Raw genomic sequence first — 26,219 nt, 5'->3', positions numbered from 1 at the left:
CATCTGCCTTGGCGAACGGCCCCATCACCAAAATTAGTGTCCCAGGGCGGAGGGACAGGGTAGCCTCAAGCACTTAAGCCGGACGCGTTTCGATTTGGTCGTCCGTCACACTGTCCAGGGGTCTTTCCATCTCAAGGTCGGCCGTGTCCTTGCCAGTGGCAGTGCTGGCGCAGATCCGTCCTGCCCGAAGACAGACGTTCCCCCATGAACCGCGTGACGCCGCATCTCCGGCGTCCACCGCATCCAGCCCCGCGAACGTGACGATCGCGCTCGCCCCTCTCATCGGGGCCGGACGAAGGGGAATATAATCATGATGGGGATATTGTCAACGGAATATAGGAAAAAATGTTAAGCGCCGTATCGCTCCCCCAACACTCGTCATTCCGGGGCGCGGGCGCGCCTTCGCGCGCGAACCCGGAATCTCAGCATAGGAATCTCCAGACAGCGCAAAACACTCTGAGATTCCGGGTTCGCATTTCAGCGGCTTCGCCGCTTCCATGCGCCCCGGAATGACGAGCGAGGCGGCCCGGCATCTACGGCCGGCCTCCAGCCGCAAATCCCATGTCCACACGCCATCCCTTTGAAATCCAACCGCAATCCGCCGATCGTAGCGGGCAGGGGATGCGACCTCACATGAGGTTGAGACGCGCCGCGCAACGTGTTACCTGACGCGGCACGCGGGTATAGCTCAATGGTAGAGCAGCAGCCTTCCAAGCTGAATACGAGGGTTCGATTCCCTCTACCCGCTCCAATAAAATCAATAGGTTCGCGGCAACTTGCATGTGCCGCCTGCTGTACCAATCAACAGCGTCATTTGCGGGCTGTTGCCAGCAGTTTTCACGATTCCGGCGATCACTACGCTGGTCCGAACTACTCTGTATTAGATGCGGCACATGAAACGGGACGGAAGTTCAGTGAACGTTCTCGCGCCAATGAAGTTCTTAAGTATAGTTGTGCACATCTGCGCAGTCGGCTTCCAGTTGTAGAGAAGTAATGTTTTTATGTTTGAGCGGTGCGTCCGCCCAACAATAGGCAAATTGTGGCGACTGACATTCTTAGCTGGCTAAAAGCATACGACTTGGCTGGAACTTGGGCCGACGTCGCCGGCTTGATCGGTTTCGCTATCACAATCTTGGCGACGTTTTCAGCCCGACGTGCAGCCGTTGCGGCGAAAAAAGCCTCTGAGGATACTCGTAGCACAATCCGATTGTTCGATACTGCGGTCGACACTCAAGCCATCATCGCTGCGTTGGATGAAATAAAGCGGTTGCATCGTGGTCAAGTCGACTGGAACGCCTTGCCTGATAAATACGGGGCCGCGCGCAAGCAACTCATTACACTTCGTGAAGGCGGCATGATCGTGAGCGACACTGAGTTAGCAGTCGTTCAAAGTCTCATCTCCAATCTTTCGGATATGGAGCGCCAAGCTGAATCTCACCTCAAAGGCCGAGCTGCACCTCGTGGTGAAAAGTTCAACATGCTGATATCGGATGATAACGATGCTCTCATTGCAATTTTGCAAGCTCTTAAGACGCGCGGAGGAGCCTAGTTATGGCTTTTGATAAGCAAATCAGGTTGCTTGAGCGACTAGTCTATAAGACCCGTATTAGCGAAATCGAGTGGAAGCGCACTGCGGAGGATGGCGTTTTCCAAGTCATTTTGCGGAAGAATACCGTAAAATTACGAATGACGCCGCCGTCGGGCACGTCTGAGATGTACACCATAGAGCTCGTCGATAGCACCGGGGAGGTTGCCGATAGCTTCAATGACGCGGACCTGGATAACGAGGTTTATGGTCAAGCGGACCAAGAATATTATAGGATGATGAAAGGCCTATACGAGACTAGTCGGCGACAGGCATTTGGTTCAGATAAAGTTCTGAATGAGATACTCAGGGATCTCGAATAGAACGCAAAAAAAACAATGCGTCGAAAAGCACTGGCGTTACCGGCTCGATTCGGTGACCAGCTCCTAGCCACTGGCTTGCTCCGTGTCCCCTTTAATGACGTGCTGTCGAGCGCACCGAGCATGTCTAGTTTGAACCCGCGCAGTGGTTACCGGTATTCCTCCGCTGGGGCGCAAACGGGGCATGCTTTTCTGGGAGAGATTCCGTAAGTGATTGAAGCTGAATCTCTTATCGTTAGAGTATCAGTTTTTGTGGCTGACAATCTGATCGCGCGGTCTCTGACGCGTCGTGGCTATCAAGCGTAGCGCGCATGAGTACAGCGATTGTGGGCGGGGGCGACTAATCCCGGATGTCGCTTCGCTCATTCGGGCTGCGCTCCTCCCCAAAAAAATCATACGCGTCTCGATAGCTTGCCGCCGCTCCCTATCCGGTCAATAACCCCCGGGCGTGTTGTCCAAAGCGAGCCCGATCCCCCATGACCGATCCCCGTTATTTCCCCACCGCAACCGCCTGGGACAAGGTCGATCCGCGCGCCGCCGGCTATGCGCCGGACAAGCTCGCTGCAGCAGTGGCGTTTGCGCAGGCCAATGAAACGCCGTGGCCGCGGGGCTTCTATTACGATGACGGCCGCTACGCGCCGAATGTGGACTGGAACGAGACCGGGCCATGGAGCGCGGTGCTGGGGCCGGTCAAGGAGCGCGGCGGGTCGGCGGGCGTGGTGCTGCAAGGCGGTCGCGTGCTGGCGTCGTGGGGCGAGATCAACAGGCTGGATATGACCTTCTCCATCGCCAAGAGCTATCTCGCCGTGCTGACGGGCCTCGCGGTCGATGACGGGCTGATCGGGGATATCGACGAGCCGGTGGCCACACGCGTGCCCGGGCCGCTGTTTACGGATGCGCATAACGCCAAGGTTACCTGGCGGCATCTGCTGGAGCAGACCAGCGAATGGCGCGGCGAGCTGTTCGGCAAGCCGGACCAGATCGATCACAACCGTCTGGTCGCGCCGAATGCCGACAATAGCCGCAAGGGCGAGCTGCGTGAGCTGCAGGCGCCGGGCAGTTTCTACGAATATAACGATGTGCGCGTGAACCTGCTGTCGCTCTGCCTGCTGAATCTGTTCAAGCACCCGCTGCCGGATGTGCTGCGTGCGCGCATCATGGATCCGATCGGCGCGTCCAAGGACTGGAGCTGGGTCGGCTATGAGAATTCCTTCGTCGAGATCGACGGACAGCGGATGCAGTCGGTGCCGGGCGGCGGCCATTGGGGCGGCGGGATGTTCATCGGCGCGGAGGACCATGCGCGCTTCGGCCTCTTGATGGCGCGCGGCGGCGACTGGAATGGAAAGCGGCTGCTGTCGCAGGCCTGGGTCGACGCGATGTGGACGCAGTCGTCCCAGCAGCCGAATTACGGCTTCCTGTGGTGGCTGAACCGGGGGCCGCATGCCAACACAAGCGCGCCGGACACAGCCGTCTATGCGCTCGGCGCTGGTGGCAACATGATCTGGATCGACCGCGACGCCGAGATGATCGCGGTGACGCGGTGGCTCCCCAGCGCGAAGGCGCCGGAGTTCATCCGACAGCTGATCGCGGCGCGGATCTAGGACGCTTCCGTTCGGGCGTGGAGTTTTAAAGCTCGCATCTTGGCGGTGCCGCGCAAGGGAGGCAACGCAGGCGGGGCGTTGCGGGATAGCGCATTCTTCCGCTTCCGGATGAGCCGCTGCTCGGTTTCCGCGTCGCTTTATCTCAAGCCGATTCCGGTCGTGAGATAAACGGCAATCAGGAAGGCGCAACCTGCCAGTGGCAGGGCAATCAAACGTAAAATTTGTGCTTCCGAAATCATCTGAGGCACCTATGTCGGCAGCTTCGATGCGAAGATGGCAGTTTATGCTTAATGCGCGGTAAATAGCTCCGGCCAGTCGTTGCGTCCGGTATCGAGCAGGGCCCGTATCAACCCGTCATCTCGTCAGCAGTGCCTGCGCCAGTCCCTTCTGCGCATCCGGCAACTGATCGCGGCGCGGATCCAGGACGCTCCCATTCAGAACGCAGACGTCGCCTCCCATGCAACGGATTGCACGGGGCCGCGTTGGCTCGCACAGGGAGGCACCAGCATGAATGTTCGCAAGCCAGCGGAGCAGGCCCCGGAAGGTCCGGGCGAAAAGCCGGACCCGCTCACGATTCCCGGAGATCACCCCGCTCCGGAGGATCAGTTCGGTGGCGGCGACATCTGCTCGCCGGAGACAGAGCCTCCGACCGACGACGATAAGCCGCTCGACTGATCCCCCGGCGCAATGCGCGCTTCGCGCGGGCTACATCGGCGGCACGACGCCGTTGGTGCCGGCGACCACGTTGCCGGTGGTGAGCGTTCCGTCGTCCGCCTTCTGCGACGGTACGAACACCGTCATGCCCGGCTTCAGGTCGCCCTGCGCGGCAGCCGCAAAGGTCACGACCGTCGTGTCGTCCGCGACCGAGATGGTCTTTTCCTTGCCGTGAAAGGTCACCGTGATGTTGCGGCCGTCGACGTCCTTGACGGCGTTGGTGACGGTGGCGTTGGTCATGGTGCTGTTCGGCTTCAGATCCCAGGGATAGCTGCCTTCGCCGGTGCCCTTCATGCCCGCCGGGAAGATCAGCACCTCGAGGGCGCCGTCGCCGCCGCGCGATTTGGGCAGCGAGGCGATGCCGACGAAGTCGCCGGGCTTGATGTCGTTGAGCGAGGCCTTGGCCACGCCGGTGACTTTCCAGTTATCGTTCAGCTTGATCGCGGTCGAATTGCCCTCGCGGGTTTTGACCGTCAGCTTCGCGCCGTCGACACTCTCGACCGTGCCGCGCACGCGAACCGTCTCGGCTGCGCTTGCGGCGGAAATGGTGGCTGCACTCAGCAGGGCAATGCCCAGCCCGGTGATTACAGCATAAAACGCTCTCATATTTCGTCCTTTCGCTTTGGCGTGGTGCCGTGAGAGTTACGTTAGGGGATCGCGATGATTACGCGGGGGAGCATCACGGTGCGGTGATCGGGAACACTGGTGCGCTCCCGCAGCCTCATTCCATGTGCCATGTGATTGTCGGAACGATTTTGCCTTGCTCTGCTTGCTCAGGTCGGAGAGGTTCGAACAATGACCATCATGTCAAAGAAAGCTGCGCTGCTCATCCTGGCTGCCGTTGCTGAACTCGCGCTCGCTGACGCGGCATCTGCCCGAGGCGGTGGCAGCAGCTTCATGAACTCGCCGGGCTACCAGCGCCGGCTGCAGGAATCGCGCGGCTACGTCACAAACCAATCGGGCTCACTCGTGTCGCAGCCGGCTGCGCCTGCGCCAGTCCAGCACTCACGCAAATCGCGGCGCCGATAGCCGGTGGCGGGGAGGGCGTCAGCCCCTGGATATGAATGTAGAGTCGCGCGACGAAGGGACGGAAATACTCATCGATCATGTCGGCTGTTGGTCGTGAGCGGGGTCGCGCATTCGCCATCACGAACCGGCATGGCGCTTAGCTTCCGGTGCAGGCCCAGCGATGGTTCCCATCTCGTCCAGCAGCGCCTGGGCCAGTCCCTTCTGCGTATCGGGCAGGCCGCGATTGCGTGCTGCCTGTTCCAGCGCGAAGGTCGCTTCCATGTGAATGCGGAAATGCGCGGCGTTCTGTTCGACGCCGGTGCCCTCAGGCACGTCGCCGAACACCACGTCGTGGCAGCGCGCCACCGAGCGCGAGGTGAAGGCGCGGCAGGTCAGCGGGCGGACCTCATAGACCGTGCAGCGATTGTCCGATCCGAGCAGCGCGCAGCGCATGCGAAGTTTCATGACGTCGGCGGCATCGCGTGCGGCAGCCGCGGCAACTTCGAGGCGGGTGCGGAGTGCCGTCTGTTCGTCCGGCGTGAAATGCGCGGCGATATGTCTTGCCATCACGGTCGCGGTGCCGGGCGGCACCTGGACATAGAGATGACAGCAGGCGGCGCAGCCGCTGGTGCAGGCATTGCCCGGCTGGTTCGGGATGTTGTCGCGAAAACTTGCGGTGGCGGCGTCCGCAATGGCGGTCGCATCGCGGGCGGCGTCCGCGATGCTGTCCGCCTGTTCGAAGGCGACGCCATAGGCCGCGCGCAGATTGCCGAAGATGCCTTCATAGCGGCCGGACAGCGAGCGCATCAGCGTGCCCACTTCCGCGATATTGTCCGACACGAAGTCGATGGCGTCCTGTGCGCTCATGCTGGGGTCCCGATCCGCTCCCGGAATACGCTGCGAATCGCGGGGGCGTCACGCGCAATCTGGGACGGGAACCGGGCTTTACCGTTCAGGCGCGCGCTTTCGCTTTGGCCGGTTCCTTCTGCGCGGCCTTGGCCGGTTTCCCCGTCAGCGCCATGACCGCGACCGCGACCACGCGGTCGGTGATCGCCTGCACATCGTTGAGGTCGCACAGCCCGTCGGACATGCGCGTCAGGCGTTCGCTGTCGCGGATGGTCTGGTGCGCCATGGCCAGCGCGAAATGCAGCGCCCAGAAGATATCCGCGGGATCCTGATCGGGCAGGGAGCGGCGCATCGCCGCGGCGAAGCGCTTGAGGTGATCGACCTCGCGGTTCTTGATCTTGCGGATCGGCGGCACGGATTCGATCGAGGCGCGGATCATGAAACGCGCGGCGTCCGAGCGTTGTTTCTCGGGGCCGAGGCAGCCGCGCAGCGTCGGGCCGACCAGCGCGGCAAAGATCGCATGGATGTCGGCGCGGCCGTCGCCGGCTTCCTCCGCCGCCTTCAATTCGCGCAGGCGCTCGCGATTGGTGGCGAGGCTGCGCGTCACGAACAGTTCGGCGATCAGTTCGTCCTTGCTGCCGAAATGATAATTCACCGCCGCGAGATTGACGTCCGCCGCGGCCACAATGTCGCGCATGGTCACATCCGCAAAGCCGCGTTCGGCATAGAGCCGTTCGGCTGCGGTGATGATCGCCGTCCGTGTGTGGTCTGCTGCCATGCGATCGTCCTGATCAAAACGGTCCTTTTGCAACATGGCCCCATGCAAGTGGCGCGGATCGGGGTCATTGCATTTCAAACGCGTGTATGAAACTATCGTTTGAGCGTCGGGAAATGTCAATGTGCGCCTGATGGCATATTGCATCTGCTCAACGCCATCGCCCCCGCGCGGATCTGTGCCGCATCAGCAGAGACAAATTTGCTCTTGCGGTGATCCAGCGACGGGACAACAGTGCCGCCAACAATTCTAAAAAACGCGAGGATCGCCCCATGGATTTCAATATGTCGGACCGCCAGCGCGAATGGCTCGAGCGCGTGTCCTCCTTCATGACCAAGCATGTCCGCCCCGCCGTGCCGATCTATCGTCAGCAGGACGAAGCGGGCGAGCGCTGGAAGGTGATCCCGATCGTCGAGGAATTGAAGAAGAAGGCGAAGGCCGAAGGCCTGTGGAACATGTTCATGCCGCCGTCGTCGCATGAAGACGACGAATTCCACGGCGCGGGACTGAGCAATCTGGAATATGCGCTGCTCGCCGAACAGATGGGCCATATCGGTTGGGCCTCGGAAGTGTTCAACTGCTCCGCGCCGGACACCGGCAATATGGAAGTGTTCATGCGCTATGGCTCGAAAGAGCATAAGCAGAAGTGGCTGAAGCCGCTGATGAACGGCGAGATCCGCTCCGCCTTCCTGATGACCGAGCCGGATGTCGCGTCGTCGGACGCGACCAATATCGAGACCTCGATCAAGCGTGACGGCGACGAATACGTCATCAACGGCACCAAGTGGTGGTCGTCGGGCATGGGCGATCCGCGCTGCGCCGTCATGATCGTGATGGGCAAGACCGATCCGAGCGCGGCGAAGCACCAGCAGCAGTCGCAGATCCTGGTGCCGCGCGATGCCAAGGGTGTGACGATCGAGAAGATGCTGCCGGTGTTCGGCTTCGACGATGCACCGCATGGCCATGCGCGGGTGAAGCTGGACAATGTCCGCGTTCCCGCCAGCAACATCCTGCTCGGCGAAGGCCGCGGCTTCGAGATCGCGCAGGGCCGTCTCGGTCCGGGCCGCATCCATCATTGCATGCGCACCATCGGCAAGGCCGAAGAGGCGCTGGAGAAGATGGTGCGCCGGCTGTCGTCGCGCACCGCCTTCGGCAAGAAGATCATCGAATATTCGATCTGGGAGCAGCGCATTGCTGAAGCCCGCACCGATATCGAGATGAACCGTCTGCTCTGCCTCAAGGCCGCCGACATGATGGACAAGGTCGGCAACAAGACCGCCCAGCTCGAAATCGCGATGATCAAGGTCTCCGGCCCCAACATGGCGCTGAAGATCATCGACAACGCGATCCAGGCTTATGGCGCCGCTGGCGTGTCCGACGATGCGGGTCTCGCCCGTGACTATGCGTCGATGCGCACCATGCGTCTCGCCGACGGTCCGGACGAGGTGCACAACCGTGCCATTGCGCGGCTCGAACTGCGCAAGTATGCCAATGAGTCGAAGCACTAAGAAACGCTAAGCGGAGACTGACGTGACCGATGGTGTGAAGCGCGACGACGAGTATAACGGCACGAGGCCAGTGGAGGAGCGGCATCGCTTCGACGAGATGAGCCTCGAAGCCTGGATGCGCGAGCATGTGGAAGGCCATGAGGGGCCGCTGACCGTCCTGCAGTTCAAGGGCGGACAAAGCAACCCGACCTATCGGCTGAATACGCCGAAGCAATCCTACGTGATGCGGCGCAAGCCGTTCGGCAAGCTTCTGCCATCGGCGCACGCCGTCGATCGCGAATACAAGGTGATCGCGGCGCTCGGCAAGCAAGGCTTCCCGGTCGCCAAGGCCTACGCACTCTGCACCGATGACAATGTCATCGGTTCGGCGTTCTACATCATGTCGATGGAAGACGGCCGGATCTTCTGGGATCCGGCGCTGCCAACGGTGCCGAAGGAAGATCGTCGCGCGATCTTCACGGCGAAGATCGAGACGCTGGCGCAACTGCACAGTTACGATCCCGAGAAAATAGGGCTGGGCGATTTCGGCCGTCCCGGCAATTACTTTTCCCGCCAGGTCGATCGCTGGACCAAGCAGTATCGCGCCTCCGAGACGCAACTGATTCCGGAAATGGAACGGCTGATCGAATGGCTGCCGACCTCCGTGCCGGAGCAGGAGCGGGTGTCGGTGGTGCATGGCGACTATCGCATCGACAACATGGTGTTCCATACGACGCAGCCGAAGGTGCAGGCGGTGCTCGACTGGGAACTGTCGACATTGGGCGATCCGATGGCCGACTTCACCTATCTTTTGATGCAGTGGATCATGCCGGGCCTCGACGGGCTCGACTTCAAGGCGCTCAACATCCCGACCATGGACGAGGCCGCCAAGATCTATTGCGACAAGGCCGGCCGCAAGAGCGTGCCGGATCTGAACTGGTACTATTGCTACAACCTGTTCCGGCTCACCGGCATTCTGCAGGGCATTGCCGGTCGTGTTCGCGATGGCACCGCGTCGTCCGCCAAGGCGATGGAATCCGCCAAGCGCACGGTGCCGCTGGCGCAGGCGTCGTGGAAATACGCACAGCTCGCGGGCGCGAAATAAACGATTGAAGAGGCGCGACCGACTGGGGATCGCGCCTCTTTCATGATCGCTTCAGAGATGCCCCGCCAAGAGGGCCGGCCGCAGCAAGTGCTGCTGCGTCGATCGACCTGGAAACGCACTTGCCTCTCTCTCCCAGTCTTCGCGGCAGCGTGCTGATGGCCATAGCCATGGCCGGCTTCAGCCTCAACGACGCGCTCACGAAATTCCTGACGCTGCACATGAACTTCGGCCAGGTGATGCTGGTGCGCGGTCTGTTCGCCGTCGTGCTGATCGGCGCGCTCGCCACCCAGCGGAAGGCCCTGCGTCCGCTGCGCATCCTGTTCGTGCCGTCTGTGGCGCTGCGCGTATTCGGCGAGATCGGCGGCACCGTGACTTTTCTGGCGTCGCTCGCACATCTGCCCCTTGCGAACGTATCGTCGATCTTTCAATCGCTGCCACTCGCGATCACGCTCGGTGCGGCACTCATCTTCGGTGAGCAGGTGGGCTGGCGGCGCTGGCTGGCGATCGCCGCGGGCTTCGTCGGCGTTCTCATTGTGGTCCGTCCCGGCATGGAGGGATTCAACCAGTTTTCGCTGCTGGCGCTGTTGTCGGTCGCGTTCTGTACCGTGCGCGATCTCGCGACCAAGCGCATTCCGGCCGAAATCCCTTCACTGTTCGTCACGTTTTTGACGACGATCGTCGTGACGATCGTTGGCGCCATCCTGCTCGTTCCGCTGGGCGGCTGGACGCCACCCTCGAACCGGTCGCTCGGCCTGCTGGCGCTCGCCGCTGTGCTGGTGCTGATTGGATATCAGTGCGTGATCCTGGCGCTGCGCGCCGGCGATATCTCCGCTGTTGCGCCGTTCCGGTACTCGCAACTGCTGTGGGCCATGTTGCTTGGCTACCTCGTGTTCGGCGACGTGCCGGACGGCCCGATGGTTCTCGGCGCGTCGGTGATCGTGCTGTCCGGTCTTTATGCGTTCCATCGCGAGCGGGTTCGCAACCGGTTGCCGGCGGCCAGTGCGCCGAGCATGCCGCCGGATGGGTTGTAGGGCGATCACAGCGGATCCTCAGGATGGGCGTCGCTCCACTCGGCTGTCAGCGCCGGGCCCAGCGCGCAGTGAATGGCAGGGACGCGCGGGTCGTCTGGCTCGCGTTTCTGTTTTGGTGCACACGAGGCGCAATCATTTGGCCTGAGTCTTGCTCTGTTCGGAGCCTGTCCGCTCTGACCGTAACTCATCCAGGATTGTCTTGCCTCTCTCTCCCAATCTGCGCGGCAGCCTGCTGATGGCTGTGTCCATGGCAACCTTCAGCGTCAACGACGCGATCGCCAAATTTCTGACCGTGCAGATGCATTTCAGCCAGGTCATGATGCTGCGCGGGCTATTCGCCAGCGTCATGATCGGTGCGCTGGCGGTGCATCAGGGCGCGCTACGGCCGCTGCGGTTGCTGTTCGTGCCGTCAGTGGCGCTGCGCATCTCCGGGGAGATCGGCGGCTCGGCGCTGTTCCTGGTCGCGGTGAGCGCGCTGCCGCTCGCCAATGTGACCGCCATCGTTCAATCGCTGCCGCTGGTGATGACCTGCGGCGCCGTGCTGATCCTGGGCGAGCCGGTGGGGTGGCGGCGATGGTTGGCGATTGCCGCGGGTTTCATTGGCGTGCTGATCATCGTGCGGCCGGGCGCCGAGGGGTTCAGTCAGTTCACGTTGGTGGCGCTGCTGTCGGTGTTGTTCTACGCCACGCGCGATCTCGTCACCAAACGCATCCCGGCCGAAATTCCCACGCTGTTCGTCACCTTTCTCACCGCCGTTGCGGTGACGCTGGCAGGGGCAGTGTTCACTCTGCTGCACGGGGACTGGACTGCGCTATCGTTTCATTCGCTCGCTTTGCTGGCGCTGGCGGCGGTGATGACGCTGATCGGATTCCAGTGCGTCATCCTCGCATTGCGCGTCGGTGACGTCTCATCGGTCGCGCCGATGCGCTATTCGCAGATGCTCTACGCGATGCTGCTGGGCTATCTGGTCTTCGGTGACGTGCCCGACGCCATGATGGTGCTCGGCGCGAGCGTGATCGTACTGTCCGGCATCTACACATTCCACCGCGAGCGCGTGCGCGACCGCTTGCTGGCGACGAATTCGTCGAACGCTCCGCCCGATGGATTGTAACTGTCTGCGTTATTTCTTGACCGCCCATCCGATACGCAGCGATGGCATGGCGCCGCAATCATAGGTAGCGTTCTATGAGGACGCATTGAGCGCGGCGGTGGGGAAATGCAAACGCATGCGATGGCCGAGACCGATCCGGCTGACGAGACGTCGTTGCGCTATATGGGCTGGCGGATTGTTGCCGCCCTGTTTCTGGTCCAGATCTCGATCTTCGGTTTCGGCCTGTACGGGCAGGGCATCTATGTCGCCGAACTCCGCCGCCTCAACGATTGGCCGACCGGGCTAATCGCAACGGGAAGTACGCTCTGTCTCGTATTGGGCTCCCTGCTATCGATGTTCGTCAGCGATCTGTTGCGCTGGATCGGGCCGCGCAGCCTGGTCCTTGCGGGTATCGCCGCGCTTGCGACAGGTCTTGTATTACTGGCATCGGCGGACTCCCTCCTGCATCTCTATGCAGGCTTTGTCGTGCTCGCGCTGGCCTGGGTCGGCCTTGGCACGATCACCGCTGCGGCGATCGTCGGTGCCTGGTTCGACCGCAAGCGCGGCCTGGCGATCAGTCTCACCTTCACCGGGGCGACGTTCAGTGGCATCTTGTTGATGCCCGGCCTGGTCCTGCTGGTCGAAGCCACCGGATTTCGTCACGCGCTGGATATCGCCGCCGCCGTGTTGGCGATCGTGCTCGTGCCGGTCGTGGCAATCATGGTTCGATTCCCGCGCGCAGGGGAACGGCGGATTGCCGAAGCTGTGCATGCGGCTCCGCCATTGTCACGTGCAGACCTCCTGCGCGATCCCGGGTTCTGGAGCTTGACCGCACCATTCGCGTTCGCGATCCTGGTGCAGGTTGCGTTCATCGTGCATCAGATATCGATCCTGACGCCGGTAATCGGATTTCAGTCGGCGGGCGGCGCGGTCTCGCTCACAACGGCCATGTCGCTGGTCGGGCGCATTACGCTTGGTCTCGTTGCCGACCGCGTCGACCCACGCCGCGCTGCCGCGGTATCGATCTTCAGCCAGGCTGCGGCACTGAGCGTATTGGGGTTATCGACCAGCACGACCGGGCTATTCCTTGCCTGCGCGGTGTTCGGCTTTTCCATGGGCAATCTGATCACGCTGCCGGCGCTGATCGTTCAGCGCGAATTCCCGTCGAACGCGTTCAGCGTGGTGCTCGGGCTGTCCATCGGGATTGCCGGCGTGATCAATGCCTGTGGGCCGGCAACCATGGGGCTTCTGCGAGACCTTACGGGCGGCTACGCGACACCGATTTTCATCGGCGTCGCCATTCAGGTGGCCTCGGCGCTTGCTGTGCTGGCCGCCCCGCGGGCGACGCATGCAGCAGTTGTTCTGGATCGCAGGATGAGTTGAGCGAAGCCAAACCCATCCCGCGTTCCGTCTTAGATCGGCTTGCCCGCATAGGGCATCGACGCCGTCAGGCCGCCGTCCACCGGGATTGCCTGGCCGTTGACGTAGGACGCTTCGTCGCTTGCCAGGAACAATCCCATCGCCGCGAGTTCATGCGGCTGGCCGGCGCGCTTCAGCGGATTGAGCTGGCCGATCTTGCCCTGCGTGCCGCGTTCCTTGGCGTTGTCGAAGATTGGCTTGGTCATGCCGGTCTCGATGAGGCCGGGACATACCGCATTGATGCGCACGCCGGTGCCGGAGAGCGAATAGGCCGTGGTCTGCACCAGGCTGATGACGCCGGCCTTGCTGGACGCATAGGGATGGCCGGAGGCGCCGGACTTCAGGCCCGCGACAGAGGCGGTGAGGACGATGGAGCCGTGGCCCTGTTTCACCATATGCGGCATGGAATGCTTGATTGCGAGGAACGGCCCGATCAGATTGATGCGCAGGATCTCCTGCCATTGCTCGACGGTCTGCTCCAGCAGCGGCACGAGGCCGCCTGATATGCCGGCATTGGCCCAGATCGCGTCGAGCTTGCCGTATTTTGAAAGCGCCTTTTCGACATAGGCTTTCACATCGCTCTCGGAACCGGCATCCGCCGTGATCGCTTCAATGGTGCCGCCGGCATCGCTCACAAGTTTGGCTGTCTCATGCACGCTCTCGCTGCGGTCGACGATGACGAGCTTCGCGCCTTCCAGCGAGAACAATTGCGCTGCGGCGCGGCCGATGCCGCTGCCTGCGCCGGTGATGATGACGGATTTGCCTGCGAGGCGGCCCATAACTCTCTCCCTGTATGTTTTTGTGCGGCGTGCCGCCATATGGAATTCAATGATGCGTGCCAAGCTGCGAAGATGCTTGAGGCGCTTCGCGCTCTGACGTAGGACGGATGAAACAGTATTGAAGGGTGGTCACGATGTCCAACGCCGAGAAACCGTTCGTGGCGCAGCATACAGTCCCTCAAGGCGTGACGGCGACGCGGTGGTGGTGGGTGCGACACGCCCCGGTGCGGAGTGACGGCGGCAACATCTATGGCCAGAAGGACATGGACTGCGACTGCAGCGACCGCGTGGTGTTCGATGCGGTCGGCAAGATCCTGCCACGCAATGCCGTCTGGGTCGCCAGCAATCTCAAGCGCACGCATCAGACGGCGAGTGCGATCTGGGCCGCAGGATTTCCGAAGCCCGACGCGATGCCGCATGAAGCGGATTTCGCCGAACAGCATCTCGGCGACTGGCAGGGCATGAACCGCGCCGCGTTCTTCGCCAGCCGTCCCATCAATGTCGGCAGCTACTGGTTCGCGCCCATCGATGAACCATCGCCGAATGGCGAAAGCTTCATGGACCTCTACAACCGCGTGCGCCGTGGCATCGAGCGCATCAATGTCGAGCACGCCGGCAAGGATATTATTGCAGTGGCGCATGGCGGCACGATCAAGGCGGCCATCGGTCTTGCGCTCAACGATCAGCCGGATCGTGGCCTCGCATTCACCATCGACAACTGCTCGGTGACGCGGCTCGATCATCTCGCCAGCGACGGCCACAGCGGCTGGCGCATCCCGATGGTCAACCAGCAGCCATGGATCGCCGATCCCTCGCATGCAGCGATGCATCAGCCGGCGGGGCCGGAAGTCGCGACGTCGAGCACAAAGCTGGCGTAGTTGCTAACCTCTCCCCGCTTGCGGGGAGAGGTCGGATCGCGAGCGCAGCGAGTGATCCGGGTGAGGGGGACTATCCATTCGCTCCGAGCTTGCGGAGGCTCCCCCTCACCCCACCCCTCTCCCCGCAAGCGGGGAGAGGGAGCGAGAGGCCGGCGTTTTAAACAACATCAACAACATCAGGGAGAAACACACATGAAGCTGTTCGACATGACCGGAAAAGTTGCCGTCATCACCGGCTCGACGCGTGGCATCGGCCGCGCCATTGCCGAGCGCATGGCCGAGCACGGCGCCAAGGTGGTGATCTCGTCGCGCAAGCAGGATGTCTGCGACGACGTGGCGAAGGAGATCAACGCGCAGTTCGGCGCGGGGACGGCGGTGGCCGTCGCCGCGAACATCTCCAGCAAGGAGAACCTGCAGAACCTCGTCGACGAGAGCAAGAAGGCGTTCGGCAAGATCGACGTGCTGGTGTGTAACGCTGCGTCGAATCCGTATTACGGGCCGCTGGCCGGCATTTCCGACGATCAGTTCCGCAAGATTCTCGACAACAACATCGTCGCCAATAACTGGCTGACCAGCATGGTCGTGCCCGACATGATCGAACGCAAGGACGGCTCGGTGATCATCGTGTCGTCGATCGGCGGGTTGAAGGGCTCGACGATCCTGGGCGCCTATGCGATCTCGAAAGCCGCCGACATGCAGCTCGCGCGCAATCTCGCCTGCGAATACGGCAAGTTCAATGTGCGTGTGAACTGCATTGCGCCGGGCCTCATCAAGACCGACTTTGCCAAGGCGCTGTGGGACAATCCGGAGAACCTCAAGGCCTCCACCGCACGCTCGCCGCTGCTGCGCATCGGCATCCCCGATGAAATCGCGGGCGCCGCGGTGTTCCTGGGATCCGCAGCCGGGAATTTCATGACCGGGCAGACCATGGTGATCGACGGCGGCGCGACGATTAGTTGAGCCTCACATTCGTCGTTCCGGGGCGCGGGCGCATCTTTGCGCACGCGAACCCGGAACCTCGGCATGGGAGTCTCTGACGGCGCCAGGCGATGTCGGGATTCCGGGTTCGTGTCCGGCAATTGCCGGCCACGCCCCGGAATGACGAGTTTTTCTTGCTTACTCCACCGCCGCGTAGACGAGACTCCGGATCAGTGTCCTGAAATATTCCCGCTGCCCCGGCCCCTGCGACATGAACACCGCGAACAGTTCTTCCTGCGGATCGATCCAGAAGAACGTGCCGGCGACTCCGCTCCAGAAGAACTGACCCTTCGATCCCGCATAGGGCGCGTGACCATCGTCCGTGCGCACGGCGAAGCCGAGGCCGAAGCTGTGGCCGGGCGGCACGAGATGTGTCTCCAGCTTCACATTGGGGTTGAGGTGATTGGACGCCATCAGATGCAGCGTGCGGCTGCCGATCACGCGGTTGCCGTCCAGCGTGCCGCCGTTGAGCAGCATCTGGCAGAAGCGCGCATAGTCCATGGTCTTTGATACCAGTCCGCCGCCGCCAGATTCCATCTTCGGAATTTCGAGCGGATCGAACAGCGCGACTTTCTCGCCGGTCCACGGATCGGTGAGGAAGGGCTGCGCGATACGGTCCTTGTTCGCGCTTGCAGTGTGGAAGCCGGTCTCGGCCATCTGCAGCGGTGCAAGAATATTCTCGGTGAGATAGCTGCCCAGCGACTTGCCGGACACGACCTCGATGACGCGGCCGAGAATGTCGGTGGAGCGGCTGTAATTCCATTCACTGCCAGGCTGGCAGATCAGCGGCAGGCCGGCAACGATTGTCGCATGTTCTTCATTGGTGATGTTGCGATTGCGCAGATTCGACTTCTGGTACATCCGCTGCACCATGCCGTTGCCGGTGATCTCATAGGAGATGCCCGAGGTGTGGCGCAGCAGGTCGTGGATCGTGATCGGGCGCAGCGGCAGCGCCAGTTCGAGCGCGCCGTTGCGCTCGACGCCGACCTTGGTGTCGGCGAATGCGGGGATGTATTTCGCCAGCGGGTCGTTCAGCAGGATATGGCCGTTCTCGACCAGCTGCATGATGCCCAGCGAGACGATCGGCTTGGTCATCGAGAAGATGCGGAACAGGCTGTCGCGCGTCATGGCCGCGGAGCCGTCCGGGGTCTGCTTGCCGAAGGCCTCGAAATAGCCGATCTGGCCGCGGCGGGAGACCAGCATGGTGACGCCCGGCGTGGTGCCCTTGTCGATCTCGCGCTTGAACGCGTCCGACATGATTTGAAGACGGTTTGATGACAATCCCAGCGTTTCCGGCCGGGCCTGCGGCAGCTCGGGGGTCTCGAGGGAAATGGCGTGTTTTGCGGCAGTTTGGGCGTTCATGGGGGCTCCCGATAGTGCTTTGATTGATCTTGTCATTTGCCGGCTTACATAGGGGGCTCGCCGGCATGGTTGGACGAGCTTGGCCCAGAAGTTCGGGCTTGAACAGGGCCGTTTTCCCTTGTAACCAGCCGCCGGTTTGGTGCTGCGCACGGGCGTGGCTTAACAGGTGGATCTATGGCCAAAGCAAAATTTGAACGTAACAAGCCGCACTGCAATATTGGTACGATCGGTCACGTTGACCACGGCAAGACGTCGCTGACGGCGGCGATCACGAAGGTGCTGGCAGAGACGGGCGGTGCTACGTTCACCGCTTACGACCAGATCGACAAGGCGCCCGAGGAAAAGGCCCGCGGCATCACGATTTCGACCGCGCACGTCGAATACGAGACCGCCAACCGCCACTACGCCCACGTCGACTGCCCTGGCCACGCCGACTATGTGAAGAACATGATCACCGGCGCCGCGCAGATGGACGGTGGCATCCTGGTCGTGTCGGCCGCTGACGGCCCGATGCCGCAGACCCGCGAGCATATCCTGCTGGCCCGCCAGGTCGGCGTTCCCGCGCTGGTCGTGTTCCTGAACAAGTGCGACATGGTCGACGATCCGGAGCTGCTCGAGCTCGTGGAAATGGAAGTGCGCGAACTGCTCTCGAAGTACGACTTCCCGGGCGATGACATTCCGATCATCAAGGGTTCGGCGCTGGCCGCTCTCGAAAACTCGGACCAGAAGCTCGGTCACGACGCCATTCTCGAACTGATGAAGAATGTCGACAGCTACATCCCGCAGCCGGAGCGTCCGGTTGACCAGCCGTTCCTGATGCCGGTGGAAGACGTGTTCTCGATCTCGGGCCGTGGCACCGTTGTCACCGGCCGCGTCGAGCGCGGCATCGTCAAGGTCGGCGAGGAAATCGAAATCGTCGGTATCCGCGCCACGCAGAAGACGATCTGCACCGGCGTTGAAATGTTCCGCAAGCTGCTCGATCAGGGTCAGGCCGGCGACAACATCGGCGCGCTGCTGCGCGGCACCAAGCGTGAAGACGTCGAGCGCGGCCAGGTGCTGTGCAAGCCGGGTTCGGTGAAGCCGCACACCAAGTTCAAGGCCGAAGCCTACATCCTCACCAAGGAAGAGGGTGGCCGTCACACGCCGTTCTTCACCAACTACCGTCCGCAGTTCTACTTCCGCACCACCGACGTGACCGGTGTTGTGCATCTGCCGGAAGGCACCGAAATGGTGATGCCGGGCGACAACATCGCCATGGAAGTGCACCTGATCGTACCGATCGCGATGGAAGAAAAGCTGCGCTTCGCCATCCGTGAAGGCGGCCGCACCGTCGGTGCAGGCGTCGTCGCTAGCATCATCGAGTAGGTGTGAGATGACCGACTATCCTGTTCGCGTTTTTGTTGGACCGACAAATTCGAAGGCCGAGATTATTCTCGACCAAGCGCGACGGATGGTCGATTTGATGGGACGTTTCACCACGAAGCGCGGGCAAACCAACAGCCGGTTTGCCCGCGTAGGTTACCTTCGATTTGTGTTTCCCACCCGCCGGATTGCTCGCAAGTTTCAATCGTTGGTTTCCCAGTACTGTGCACCGTCTGTAACGACGAAGCGCTACCGGCGGTGATACTCAAGAATCCACACGTTGGCCCCGGGACCAAAATCAGGAACCGGCCAGTTAAGTCGTCCGGAACGAGCTTCGCCTCTTGCAAATCAGGCGTCGCATATGCTTCAAACGGCGCGGAAATGACGGTGCGCCGTTTTCCTGTAGGGGTGTAGCTCAGTTGGTAGAGTACCGGTCTCCAAAACCGGTTGTCGTAGGTTCGAGCCCTACCGCCCCTGCCAATGTTTTCAATGACTTAGCGTAAGTCGCTTCCGCCAAATCCGTCGATTGCCACCGGAAAGCGGGTCCATTCGTTCTATCTCTGTGCTTAAAGTGCTTAGCGCGGCCTCGATCGCCGCCGCGGCCTTGTCGTCTGTCTGGGGCATAAGGTGGCCGTAGCATCTAGTGTGATCGTCGGGGAAACGCTTGAGTGACCTTCTGGCTGCAGCCGGGGTGTGATCATGAGGGCGGTCTTGGCGATATTCGACTGCATCATGATCGCAGTGGCATTTGTGCTTCTGTTCCTGATCGTTGGGATATGCCATCCGATCATCCAATGAGCTTCACGACTTGCCCGTACGAACTCGATGCCCGGGCGGTCCCGGGCATCCGACTGCGTGGTGTTTGAAGGGGACCCGCGGAGTGACCTTGGCGTTTTCATGCCATGAGTTGTGGCGCGCCGCGTTGGCGCCTTGATGCAGGTTGTGCTTCAAGCCATGGTGGTGCGGGGGGAACATCATGGCTGACAAAATCAACGTTATTCCGCGTCTTGACGATCAGACTGTCTTGCGTCTGTTCCGGGACATTGACGAGAAATACCCAGCTCAAAATTTTTCGCTCTACATCATGGGGCTGGACCCGATCAACTTTCGCGACGCGCCTGCCGAGCGAAGCCGGCTTGTCGAAGCAGTCGACGTTCCGGGATCGTATTTAGTTTCGCAGGTTGGCGTGCACTACAATGGCTTCAGTGTTCAGTTTTTTCGGGGATGCGAGCCTGGACGGATCCCAACGTCTCCTTATACCGACGAAATCAAGGTGGCGGGCAGCGGCAGCGCTTTCGGAGAGGCGGATCGGCTAAGTGTGATCTCGATGCTCAACGGCGTTTTCGACGCGAAGATTATCGGGAGTGCGGGGCCTGGCCCCGTCTCTTCCATCGATCAGCTTGCTGAAGTTTATCAATCCACCGTCCTTAAGCTTGAGACCAAGTTCGCGGAGCAGATTGAGAATATATCCTCTTGGACGGTAGAGCAGGCAGCGGCCTACGAGAAGCGCAAGTTAGCGCTTGCCGAAGAAACGCAAATCGAGCGTGCGGCGCTTCAACTAAATTTTGATCAGAGAGACGCTGCGCTCAAACATCAGGCCACTGAGTTAGACGAGCTACGTAAAAAGCTGGATGATCGAGACTACATGCATGTTCGTCGAGCGATCCGCGGTGAACTGCAAGAGATCGTCAAAGCGAGGGAAGAAAAGTTCACGTTGACGAGCAACACTCGTCAGCTGCGCGGACCAGTTCATCTGGCGATGATGCTGTTGTTGCTCTTTCTGCTCGCCTTGAACGGCATTTTTCTTTGGCAGCTCATGGGGGTTGATGTCGGTAATGCTTCAATAGCTGTATTGGCTTGGGTATTCGCGAAACAGGGTTTGGCGGCAATCGCTTTTATCGGCTCCATTTACTACTATGTGCGTTGGATGAACCGGTGGTTCGAGCAGCATGCTGCTGCCGAATTTCTGCTCAAGCAGTTTCAGCTCGACATTGATCGCGCGAGTTGGGTGGTCGAAACGGCTTTAGAGTGGAGAAGGGACCAACAGAGCGAGATCCCGGCTCCGTTGCTTGAGGGAATCAGCCGTAATCTTTTCGTAGATCGTGATCGCGATACCGAAAAAACGTCTGCCGCAGACGATCTGGCGTCAGCGTTGGTCGGCAATGCCTCCGCCGTTAAACTTAAGGTGGGCGAGAACGAGGTCAGCATTGACAGAAAGGGGCTGTCCGGGCTCGCAAAGACACCGGCTTAGTGAGCGAGATTCCAAGCGCGTCTCGCAAATCTCTATTTGCCACCGGGATTGCTACTGGACGCGAAATGATAGGCTGGGATTAACGCGCCGTCTCGCTCTGCGATGCGTGACGCCGCTCTAGGGGTAATAGAACGACGCTGCGCCGTCCTTTGTATAGATCCAGGTGCCGTCCTCGTAAAACTGTGGGCCGCCGCTTGGGGAATGCCACCAGCCATCATCGCGCCAGAATGCGCGGGTGCCGTCGATACCGTAAATATTGTCATCGATCCGGTAAAAGGCGGCCGTGCCGTCTTTTGCGTAGATCCACTGTTCGTCAGCCATGTCCGAGACTCTCGTACCGATATGTGCTGCATGTAAACCGCTGGCGGGATGTCGACAACTATGCTGGCGAGGGCGGCGTGAGCCATGTCTGACAGGTCTTCTCGCGGGTCGCGGGAAGCCGGCGATGTCCGCTCAGCTGAACTGCCGCTTTTGCGGCGCTGCCACCACGCGGTCGCGGCCGGTATCCTTGGCTCTGTAGAGCGCAAGGTCGGCGCGCGCCAAAATGTCTTCCGGCGTATCGTTGTGCCTGATGGCGCTGATCCCGGCGGATATCGTCAGAGTCAGATCCTGCGCAATCGCTGACCAGTTCAGTTCCGTGATCAGGCCGCGCAATCGATCCAGCGTCTGGATCGCAAGATCAATGTCGGTGTCCGGCAGGATCAGCAGAAACTCCTCGCCGCCCTGACGGCCGAACCTGTCGATGGTGCGGATATTGGCGAAGACCGAGATGGCAAAGGCGCGCAGCACTTCATCGCCCACCGGATGTCCGAAGTGATCATTGATCTTCTTGAAGTGATCGAGGTCGATGATCGCGATGCAGCAGGTTGTGGCGTTGCGCTGGGCCTTGGCGATCTCGTCGTTCAGGCACTTCATGATGTAGCGCCGGTTCAATGCGCCGGTGAGCTCGTCGAGTTGCGCCAGTTCCTCGATCCGCGCATTGGCGGCCGCGAGGTCGTTGCTGCGACGATACAGCAGTTCGCGCATCGAGCTGCCGTAGAGGCCGGCGCTGGCGCAGCGGCCAAGCGCGCTGACGAAACAGGCCAGCGCCAGAGCGCGCTCGGTCGCGGTGGCCATGGGAATGCCGATCGGCTTGTCGGTCATCAGAAAAAGCAGTGCGAGGCCCAGCGTTGCGGTGGACCAGACGATGCCGGTCTGGCGCGCACTCATGCGGAGTGCGGCGAAGCCGAGCACGACGAAAATGATGGAGATGAAGTAGAAGCCGATCTGCGGCACGAGATAGATCGCACCGATCTGGACGATGATGCTGACGATGGAGAGGGGGACCGTGAGGTAGGGGTCCTTGAAACGGTCGTTGACCTGGATTTCCGAGAGATAGGCAGCAATGCCGACCACAGCGAGCCTGATGGCCAGATACACGACCCCCGTCGCCACGGTGGTCACGCCGATCATGGCGTAGAGCAGCAGGATCGCGGCATCGATCAGATAGCTCGACGCCTGCGCGATATAGGCGGTTCGCCGCCGCGCGATCCGCAATGCCGAATCCTTGCGGAGGTCCCTCGTGGAGGCGTCGGTTCCCTCGGACAGGGTGGTGATGCTGGTCATTCGCTGATGCCCGTCGCATTGCCGATCAAACAAGCAATCTGCCGATCAAAACATTTAGGTCTGCTAATACATCCACTTACTGGAGTACCTGGGTAGCTTCTCGCGTTTTAGTCTGGCCGCGGGGTTAATGGAATCTGACGATCCGCGGGGCAATTTGCTCAATAGGCTGATGGCCATGTCCGACATCGGCTTTGCCAATCATGCGCGATCGTGCTGCTCCCCGCGTTTGCGTTTCTGCGTCCCTGCGGCGTGCGGTCGCGGCGATGAACCTGGCTTGCCGCGCGCGCGACACACCCGTTGGGAATTTCAGCCGGAAGTCGAGAATGAAATTACTTGTGACGTTCGTCGTGGGGGCCACGACGTTACTGGTGTCGTCCTTTGGACATTTGTCATTGAGTCATGGCGCTCATGCCGCCGACCTGCTCTGGCAGGTGGAAAGTCCATTTCGCTTCTTCAAGAATGCAGCATCCTTCGCGATGTATGAGCGCGGCTATCCTGCTGCGCGCAACGAGATGGTGCTGCCGCCCGCCGATGTGGTGTGGCGCACCGAGCGGCGGCTGAACGATCCCGATTGCCGCGACATGACCAGCCCGACCAGTTGCGCCGACACCGCGCGGGCGCGCTACGATCGCTCGCGTCTCGGCTGGGCGTCGCAGACCGTCGACGCCGTCTGCTACGACAGCCGGCAGGGCCGCTATCTCGCGAGTTGCGACCGGCGTTATTCGTGGGGCACGGCCAAGGAAGATTACGTACTGCCGGATGCGCATACGGTGCTGATCCGGCTGTCGCCCGAGCGCATTGCCGAAGCTGGCGCATATGATTGCGTCTGGAGCTGGACGCCGCGGCGGCCGGGCAGCAGGACCGAGTCCACAACGCAATCCTGCGCGACGCCGCTCAAGATCACGCGCCTGCCTTATGCCGTCGATCGCAACCTGTCCGGTGCATCGGTCCAGGTCAAATTGCCCGACGGTCGAATGTTGAACGACCCGCAGGTCGTCGTCGAGGATCTGTTCATCGTGGCGCTCGGCGATTCCTTTGCCTCGGGCGAAAGCAATCCGGACGTTCCGGTGACATTCAGCGCCGTCCGCGAGATGGTCTACGATCCCACCCTGATGCGCGAGGAGATGGCGACGCGCAGCACCGCCAAGTCGCTGCAGAAACTGACCCCCGCTGCACCGGTGGGAAGTTTCGACTACAAGAACCTGCCGCGGCGCAAGCTCGCCGACGAGGAGCAGGAGCTTTATTTCCCGCTCGCGTCTGCGCAGTTCGACAAGGCCTTCAACGCTGCCAATCCGCGCTGGCTCAGCCCCGATTGCCACCGCTCGCAATACGGCTATCCGTTTCGCGTCGGGCTGCAACTCAGTTTGGAAAATCCGCACCGGTCGATCACGCTGGTAAGCCTTGCCTGCACCGGCTCGGAGGTCACCGAAGGTCTGTTCCTCGAGAAGAAGGCGCGTGAGGGCGCCGGCAACGCGATGGTGCGCTCGCAGCTCGATCAACTTGCCGATCTGATCTGCAAAAGCCCCGCGGGTCGCACGCAGCGTGCGACCTACAATCTGCCGACCTATGCCAGCGGCAGCGTGCAGGTCGCCAATATGCCGGTGACAAAATCCTGGTGTGCGCCGAATGAGCGCAAGCGGCCGATCGACACACTGCTGCTGTCGATCGGCGGCAACGATGTCGGCTTCTCGCCGCTGATGGTCTATGCGATGACCGAATCCGCGGGTGATCTGGCACCGATCGCGAACCTGCTCGGCAAGCAGATCCGGTTCTCGCCGCAAGTTTCGCGCGCTTACATGGAGCAGCTCGACGAGCGCATGGTGGCGCTCCGCGATGCCTTGCGCGACGGCTTTGGCGTGGCGCCCGCGAAGGTGTTGCAGACGGCTTACGAGCCGATCCAGTTCGACGAGACAGGAGCCTTGTGCGGCGCGCAGCCGACGCTCGGCCTCGACGTCCACAAGAAGCTGGTGCTGTCGCGCGAACGGCTGGCCGAGACGGTCAACTTTCTGAACGATTTCTTCGCCCGGACCGCCTGCATCACCAACGGGCGGGGCGGGGGCTGCCCGGCGCTGGCCACCGGCGCTGGAACCGGCTTCCAGCTCATCACCGATCACCAGAGCGAATTCGCCAAACGCGGGCTCTGCGCGCGCGATCCGAAGCGGCCGCAGGCAGACGGCGAGGCGATGGCGATGCCGCGGCGCTGGATCGGCAAGGAAGACTTCACGCCCTATTCGCCGGCGGCCTATCTGCCCTATGCGTCGCGCTGGCGCCTGTTCCGGACCCCGAATGACGCGTTTCTGACCGCAAACGTCCATTCGCCGGGCTTTACCCAGTTCGACATCCTGCAGCCGGTCTATGCGGCCATGTATAGCGGCGCGGTGCACCCGACCGCGGAGGGCCACGCCATCGTCGCCGATCATGTCGTCCGGCACGTCCGTGCGGCGGTCGGCAAACCGTCGCCGGGGGTGGGCGGACGCTGATCCAGGTGGTATCCGGTGGCGGGAAGGGTTCCCGCTGGTCCGGCCCGGATACCTTGACCTTTGGTCCGGTCCGAAGTAGGAAGCTGCACTCGCTGTCGGCCCGGTGACCGGATATCCGACGCGGCAAATCCCCGAACGAACGAGCCCGCTTGGCGGCTCATCCTTGAATAAAGGGTTGGGCGCAAGAGGGCTGTTCGGATTCTGAAACCAATTCAATCGTCTCACGACGGATGCGGATCACATAACGATGGCGTTCAGCCCGTTCAAATTCCTGCAGGAAGTGCGCACCGAGACCAACAAGGTCACGTGGCCCTCGCGACGCGAGACGACCATCACGACCATCATGGTTTTCGTCATGGTGGCGCTGTCGTCGATCTTCTTTTTTGCGGCGGATCAGGTCATCCGCTACCTCGTCGCCTTTTTGCTCACGATGCACTGACGGAACAGAATTATGAGCATGCGCTGGTACATCGTTCACGCCTATTCGAATTTCGAAAAGAAGGTGATGGAGTCGATCAAGGAACAGGCCAAGCAGCGTGGCCTGGAAGACCTGTTCGAACAGATCCTGGTTCCGGTCGAGAAGGTCACCGAAATACGTCGCGGTCGCAAGATGGACGCCGAGCGCAAGTTCTTCCCGGGCTACGTGCTGGTGAAGATGCAGCTCACCGACGAAGCGTTTCATCTGATCAAGAACACCCCGAAGGTCACGGGCTTCCTCGGCGCGGAAAACAAGCCGATGCCGATTTCGGAAGCCGAAGCCATGCGCATTCTGCACCAGGTGCAGGAAGGCGTGGAGCGCCCGAAGGCGTCGGTGTCGTTCGAGATCGGCGAGAACGTGAAGGTGGCCGATGGTCCGTTCGCGTCGTTCTCCGGCGTCGTCGAGGAAATCGACGAGGCACGTTCGCGCGTGAAGGTCGCAGTGTCGATCTTCGGCCGCGCCACGCCGGTCGAACTGGAATTCGGTCAGGTCGAAAAGGTCTGATCGCAATAGCGCGAGGTTCGCCTCGCGCTTCTAAGGCCGTGGGAGGAAGAGGGCGGTTGCCAACCGCTTATCGACCGAACCACGAAACCTGAAACAGCCGGTCGATGACCGGCACAACAGGAGTGACACATGGCAAAGAAAGTGACCGGATACCTGAAGCTTCAGGTGCCGGCCGGTGCGGCGAACCCTTCGCCCCCGATCGGTCCCGCGCTTGGTCAGCGCGGTTTGAACATCATGGAATTCTGCAAAGCGTTCAACGCGCAGACGCAGAAGGAAGAAAAGAACACCCCAATCCCGGTGGTGATCACGATCTATGCCGATCGTTCGTTCACCTTCGCCCTCAAGACCCCCCCGATGTCCTTCTTCATCAAGAAGGCCGCCAAGCTCACCTCCGGCTCCAAGCTGCCGGGTCGTGACAAGGCCGGCGCGGTGACCAAAGCGCAGGTGCGCGAGATCGCCGAAGCGAAGATGAAGGATCTGAATTGCGACACCATTGAATCGGCCATGAAGATGGTTGAGGGCTCTGCCCGTTCGATGGGTGTCGAGGTCGCGGGGTAAACG

General features: G+C 61.3%; 26 protein-coding genes and 2 tRNA genes. 21 read left to right on the top strand and 7 right to left on the bottom strand.

The features are described from left to right. Positions 1 to 677: 677 nt before the first annotated feature. The 5 genes from AB8B20_RS08095 to AB8B20_RS08075 all read left to right on the top strand — a co-directional run bounded on the left by AB8B20_RS08095 (position 678) and on the right by AB8B20_RS08075 (position 4,181). Positions 678 to 751, top strand: a tRNA-Gly gene (locus tag AB8B20_RS08095). Positions 752 to 1,039: 288 nt separating this feature from the next. Further along, positions 1,040 to 1,549: a hypothetical protein gene (locus AB8B20_RS08090; protein WP_439072217.1), complete on the top strand. Its 510-nt coding sequence runs from the start codon at positions 1,040 to 1,042 to the stop codon at positions 1,547 to 1,549. 2 nt (positions 1,550 to 1,551) lie between these two features. Continuing rightward, positions 1,552 to 1,908, top strand: coding sequence for a hypothetical protein (locus AB8B20_RS08085; protein ID WP_439072216.1), 357 nt, complete (start codon positions 1,552 to 1,554; stop codon positions 1,906 to 1,908). A 473-nt stretch (positions 1,909 to 2,381) separates the two neighbouring features. Then, positions 2,382 to 3,506: a serine hydrolase domain-containing protein gene (locus AB8B20_RS08080; protein WP_439072215.1), complete on the top strand. Its 1,125-nt coding sequence runs from the start codon at positions 2,382 to 2,384 to the stop codon at positions 3,504 to 3,506. 507 nt (positions 3,507 to 4,013) lie between these two features. Then, the gene (locus AB8B20_RS08075; protein ID WP_439072214.1) at positions 4,014 to 4,181 is read left to right on the top strand and encodes a hypothetical protein; all 168 of its coding nucleotides are present in this window, start codon (positions 4,014 to 4,016) and stop codon (positions 4,179 to 4,181) included. Between the two features lie 30 nt (positions 4,182 to 4,211). On the opposite strand, the gene AB8B20_RS08070 is transcribed toward AB8B20_RS08075, so the two are convergent. Then, positions 4,212 to 4,826, bottom strand: a complete 615-nt coding sequence (locus AB8B20_RS08070; protein ID WP_439072213.1) for a hypothetical protein — start codon at positions 4,824 to 4,826, stop codon at positions 4,212 to 4,214. A gap of 189 nt (positions 4,827 to 5,015) precedes the next feature. Here AB8B20_RS08070 and AB8B20_RS08065 point away from each other — a divergent pair, with 189 nt between their 5' ends. After that, positions 5,016 to 5,249: a hypothetical protein gene (locus tag AB8B20_RS08065; protein ID WP_093762152.1), complete on the top strand. Its 234-nt coding sequence runs from the start codon at positions 5,016 to 5,018 to the stop codon at positions 5,247 to 5,249. A gap of 117 nt (positions 5,250 to 5,366) precedes the next feature. Here AB8B20_RS08065 and AB8B20_RS08060 read toward each other — a convergent pair whose 3' ends face one another. Together AB8B20_RS08060 and AB8B20_RS08055 are read right to left on the bottom strand one after the other, a co-directional pair. Next, a complete protein-coding gene (locus tag AB8B20_RS08060; protein WP_439072212.1) occupies positions 5,367 to 6,095 on the bottom strand; it encodes a YkgJ family cysteine cluster protein in 729 nt (242 codons plus the stop codon). An 85-nt stretch (positions 6,096 to 6,180) separates the two neighbouring features. Then, positions 6,181 to 6,852: a TetR/AcrR family transcriptional regulator gene (locus AB8B20_RS08055; protein ID WP_089265633.1), complete on the bottom strand. Its 672-nt coding sequence runs from the start codon at positions 6,850 to 6,852 to the stop codon at positions 6,181 to 6,183. 269 nt (positions 6,853 to 7,121) lie between these two features. Here AB8B20_RS08055 and AB8B20_RS08050 point away from each other — a divergent pair, with 269 nt between their 5' ends. The 5 genes from AB8B20_RS08050 (at position 7,122) to AB8B20_RS08030 (ending at position 12,945) form a co-directional block, all read left to right on the top strand. Then, positions 7,122 to 8,357: an acyl-CoA dehydrogenase family protein gene (locus tag AB8B20_RS08050; protein ID WP_068731553.1), complete on the top strand. Its 1,236-nt coding sequence runs from the start codon at positions 7,122 to 7,124 to the stop codon at positions 8,355 to 8,357. Positions 8,358 to 8,379: 22 nt separating this feature from the next. Continuing rightward, positions 8,380 to 9,441, top strand: a complete 1,062-nt coding sequence (locus AB8B20_RS08045; protein WP_439072211.1) for a phosphotransferase family protein — start codon at positions 8,380 to 8,382, stop codon at positions 9,439 to 9,441. Between the two features lie 119 nt (positions 9,442 to 9,560). Then, complete coding sequence (locus tag AB8B20_RS08040; protein ID WP_439072210.1) at positions 9,561 to 10,472, top strand: DMT family transporter; 912 nt, start codon at positions 9,561 to 9,563, stop codon at positions 10,470 to 10,472. Between the two features lie 199 nt (positions 10,473 to 10,671). Further along, the gene (locus AB8B20_RS08035; protein WP_439072209.1) at positions 10,672 to 11,583 is read left to right on the top strand and encodes a DMT family transporter; all 912 of its coding nucleotides are present in this window, start codon (positions 10,672 to 10,674) and stop codon (positions 11,581 to 11,583) included. A gap of 105 nt (positions 11,584 to 11,688) precedes the next feature. Continuing rightward, positions 11,689 to 12,945 (top strand): MFS transporter, encoded by a 1,257-nt coding sequence (locus AB8B20_RS08030; RefSeq protein ID WP_439072208.1) that lies wholly within the window; start codon positions 11,689 to 11,691, stop codon positions 12,943 to 12,945. A gap of 29 nt (positions 12,946 to 12,974) precedes the next feature. Here the strand turns inward: AB8B20_RS08030 and AB8B20_RS08025 are convergent, their stop codons facing one another. Further along, on the bottom strand, positions 12,975 to 13,760 hold the full coding sequence (locus tag AB8B20_RS08025; RefSeq protein ID WP_439072207.1) for an SDR family NAD(P)-dependent oxidoreductase: 786 nt from the start codon (positions 13,758 to 13,760) through the stop codon (positions 12,975 to 12,977). A gap of 134 nt (positions 13,761 to 13,894) precedes the next feature. Here AB8B20_RS08025 and AB8B20_RS08020 point away from each other — a divergent pair, with 134 nt between their 5' ends. After that, on the top strand, positions 13,895 to 14,638 hold the full coding sequence (locus AB8B20_RS08020) for a histidine phosphatase family protein (protein ID WP_093762162.1): 744 nt from the start codon (positions 13,895 to 13,897) through the stop codon (positions 14,636 to 14,638). A 192-nt stretch (positions 14,639 to 14,830) separates the two neighbouring features. Beyond that, positions 14,831 to 15,598, top strand: a complete 768-nt coding sequence (locus AB8B20_RS08015; RefSeq protein WP_439072206.1) for an SDR family NAD(P)-dependent oxidoreductase — start codon at positions 14,831 to 14,833, stop codon at positions 15,596 to 15,598. 156 nt (positions 15,599 to 15,754) lie between these two features. On the opposite strand, the gene AB8B20_RS08010 is transcribed toward AB8B20_RS08015, so the two are convergent. After that, complete coding sequence (locus tag AB8B20_RS08010; RefSeq protein WP_439072205.1) at positions 15,755 to 16,978, bottom strand: serine hydrolase domain-containing protein; 1,224 nt, start codon at positions 16,976 to 16,978, stop codon at positions 15,755 to 15,757. Between the two features lie 174 nt (positions 16,979 to 17,152). On the opposite strand from AB8B20_RS08010, the gene tuf reads away from it, so the two are divergent. The 4 genes from tuf (at position 17,153) to AB8B20_RS07990 (ending at position 20,591) form a co-directional block, all read left to right on the top strand. Further along, positions 17,153 to 18,343: an elongation factor Tu gene (gene tuf, locus AB8B20_RS08005; protein ID WP_184517871.1), complete on the top strand. Its 1,191-nt coding sequence runs from the start codon at positions 17,153 to 17,155 to the stop codon at positions 18,341 to 18,343. Between the two features lie 7 nt (positions 18,344 to 18,350). Next, a complete protein-coding gene (locus AB8B20_RS08000) occupies positions 18,351 to 18,602 on the top strand; it encodes a hypothetical protein (protein WP_439072204.1) in 252 nt (83 codons plus the stop codon). 142 nt (positions 18,603 to 18,744) lie between these two features. Continuing rightward, a tRNA-Trp gene (locus AB8B20_RS07995) sits at positions 18,745 to 18,820 on the top strand. 496 nt (positions 18,821 to 19,316) lie between these two features. Next, positions 19,317 to 20,591 (top strand): hypothetical protein, encoded by a 1,275-nt coding sequence (locus AB8B20_RS07990; RefSeq protein WP_439072203.1) that lies wholly within the window; start codon positions 19,317 to 19,319, stop codon positions 20,589 to 20,591. A gap of 117 nt (positions 20,592 to 20,708) precedes the next feature. Here the strand turns inward: AB8B20_RS07990 and AB8B20_RS07985 are convergent, their stop codons facing one another. Next, positions 20,709 to 20,912 carry a hypothetical protein gene (locus AB8B20_RS07985; protein ID WP_439072202.1) on the bottom strand — a complete coding sequence of 68 codons (204 nt, stop codon included), beginning with the start codon at positions 20,910 to 20,912 and terminating at the stop codon, positions 20,709 to 20,711. 132 nt (positions 20,913 to 21,044) lie between these two features. Then, positions 21,045 to 22,196 (bottom strand): diguanylate cyclase, encoded by a 1,152-nt coding sequence (locus AB8B20_RS07980; RefSeq protein ID WP_439072201.1) that lies wholly within the window; start codon positions 22,194 to 22,196, stop codon positions 21,045 to 21,047. 323 nt (positions 22,197 to 22,519) lie between these two features. On the opposite strand from AB8B20_RS07980, the gene AB8B20_RS07975 reads away from it, so the two are divergent. The 4 genes from AB8B20_RS07975 to rplK all read left to right on the top strand — a co-directional run bounded on the left by AB8B20_RS07975 (position 22,520) and on the right by rplK (position 26,216). Then, complete coding sequence (locus tag AB8B20_RS07975; RefSeq protein WP_309945074.1) at positions 22,520 to 24,676, top strand: hypothetical protein; 2,157 nt, start codon at positions 22,520 to 22,522, stop codon at positions 24,674 to 24,676. 247 nt (positions 24,677 to 24,923) lie between these two features. After that, on the top strand, positions 24,924 to 25,115 hold the full coding sequence (gene secE, locus AB8B20_RS07970; protein WP_068731532.1) for a preprotein translocase subunit SecE: 192 nt from the start codon (positions 24,924 to 24,926) through the stop codon (positions 25,113 to 25,115). 12 nt (positions 25,116 to 25,127) lie between these two features. Continuing rightward, on the top strand, positions 25,128 to 25,658 hold the full coding sequence (gene nusG / locus AB8B20_RS07965; protein WP_068731530.1) for a transcription termination/antitermination protein NusG: 531 nt from the start codon (positions 25,128 to 25,130) through the stop codon (positions 25,656 to 25,658). 129 nt (positions 25,659 to 25,787) lie between these two features. Next, entirely contained in the window at positions 25,788 to 26,216 is a 429-nt protein-coding gene (gene rplK, locus AB8B20_RS07960; RefSeq protein ID WP_068731528.1) for a 50S ribosomal protein L11, read from the top strand. Positions 26,217 to 26,219: the final 3 nt, after the last annotated feature.

Source organism: Tardiphaga sp. 866_E4_N1_4, assembly GCF_052076075.1.
Taxonomy (GTDB): Bacteria; Pseudomonadota; Alphaproteobacteria; order Rhizobiales; family Xanthobacteraceae; genus Tardiphaga; species Tardiphaga robiniae.
Note: the sequence above shows the minus strand (reverse complement) of the source record. Positions and strands in the feature narration are given on the sequence as shown.

Bases quoted from the DNA above. Each gene is read 5' to 3' on its own strand.
- AB8B20_RS08085 (WP_439072216.1), top strand. From the start codon at position 1,552: ATGGCTTTTGATAAGCAAATCAGGTTGCTTGAGCGACTAGTCTATAAG.
- AB8B20_RS08080 (WP_439072215.1), top strand. From the start codon at position 2,382: ATGACCGATCCCCGTTATTTCCCCACCGCAACCGCCTGGGACAAGGTC.
- AB8B20_RS08075 (WP_439072214.1), top strand. From the start codon at position 4,014: ATGAATGTTCGCAAGCCAGCGGAGCAGGCCCCGGAAGGTCCGGGCGAA.
- AB8B20_RS08070 (WP_439072213.1), bottom strand. From the start codon at position 4,826: ATGAGAGCGTTTTATGCTGTAATCACCGGGCTGGGCATTGCCCTGCTG.
- AB8B20_RS08065 (WP_093762152.1), top strand. From the start codon at position 5,016: ATGACCATCATGTCAAAGAAAGCTGCGCTGCTCATCCTGGCTGCCGTT.
- AB8B20_RS08060 (WP_439072212.1), bottom strand. From the start codon at position 6,095: ATGAGCGCACAGGACGCCATCGACTTCGTGTCGGACAATATCGCGGAA.
- AB8B20_RS08055 (WP_089265633.1), bottom strand. From the start codon at position 6,852: ATGGCAGCAGACCACACACGGACGGCGATCATCACCGCAGCCGAACGG.
- AB8B20_RS08050 (WP_068731553.1), top strand. From the start codon at position 7,122: ATGGATTTCAATATGTCGGACCGCCAGCGCGAATGGCTCGAGCGCGTG.
- AB8B20_RS08030 (WP_439072208.1), top strand. From the start codon at position 11,689: ATGCAAACGCATGCGATGGCCGAGACCGATCCGGCTGACGAGACGTCG.
- AB8B20_RS08025 (WP_439072207.1), bottom strand. From the start codon at position 13,760: ATGGGCCGCCTCGCAGGCAAATCCGTCATCATCACCGGCGCAGGCAGC.
- AB8B20_RS08020 (WP_093762162.1), top strand. From the start codon at position 13,895: ATGTCCAACGCCGAGAAACCGTTCGTGGCGCAGCATACAGTCCCTCAA.
- AB8B20_RS08015 (WP_439072206.1), top strand. From the start codon at position 14,831: ATGAAGCTGTTCGACATGACCGGAAAAGTTGCCGTCATCACCGGCTCG.
- AB8B20_RS08010 (WP_439072205.1), bottom strand. From the start codon at position 16,978: ATGAACGCCCAAACTGCCGCAAAACACGCCATTTCCCTCGAGACCCCC.
- tuf (WP_184517871.1), top strand. From the start codon at position 17,153: ATGGCCAAAGCAAAATTTGAACGTAACAAGCCGCACTGCAATATTGGT.
- AB8B20_RS08000 (WP_439072204.1), top strand. From the start codon at position 18,351: ATGACCGACTATCCTGTTCGCGTTTTTGTTGGACCGACAAATTCGAAG.
- AB8B20_RS07990 (WP_439072203.1), top strand. From the start codon at position 19,317: ATGGCTGACAAAATCAACGTTATTCCGCGTCTTGACGATCAGACTGTC.
- AB8B20_RS07985 (WP_439072202.1), bottom strand. From the start codon at position 20,912: ATGGCTGACGAACAGTGGATCTACGCAAAAGACGGCACGGCCGCCTTT.
- AB8B20_RS07980 (WP_439072201.1), bottom strand. From the start codon at position 22,196: ATGACCAGCATCACCACCCTGTCCGAGGGAACCGACGCCTCCACGAGG.
- AB8B20_RS07975 (WP_309945074.1), top strand. From the start codon at position 22,520: ATGAAATTACTTGTGACGTTCGTCGTGGGGGCCACGACGTTACTGGTG.
- secE (WP_068731532.1), top strand. From the start codon at position 24,924: ATGGCGTTCAGCCCGTTCAAATTCCTGCAGGAAGTGCGCACCGAGACC.
- nusG (WP_068731530.1), top strand. From the start codon at position 25,128: ATGAGCATGCGCTGGTACATCGTTCACGCCTATTCGAATTTCGAAAAG.
- rplK (WP_068731528.1), top strand. From the start codon at position 25,788: ATGGCAAAGAAAGTGACCGGATACCTGAAGCTTCAGGTGCCGGCCGGT.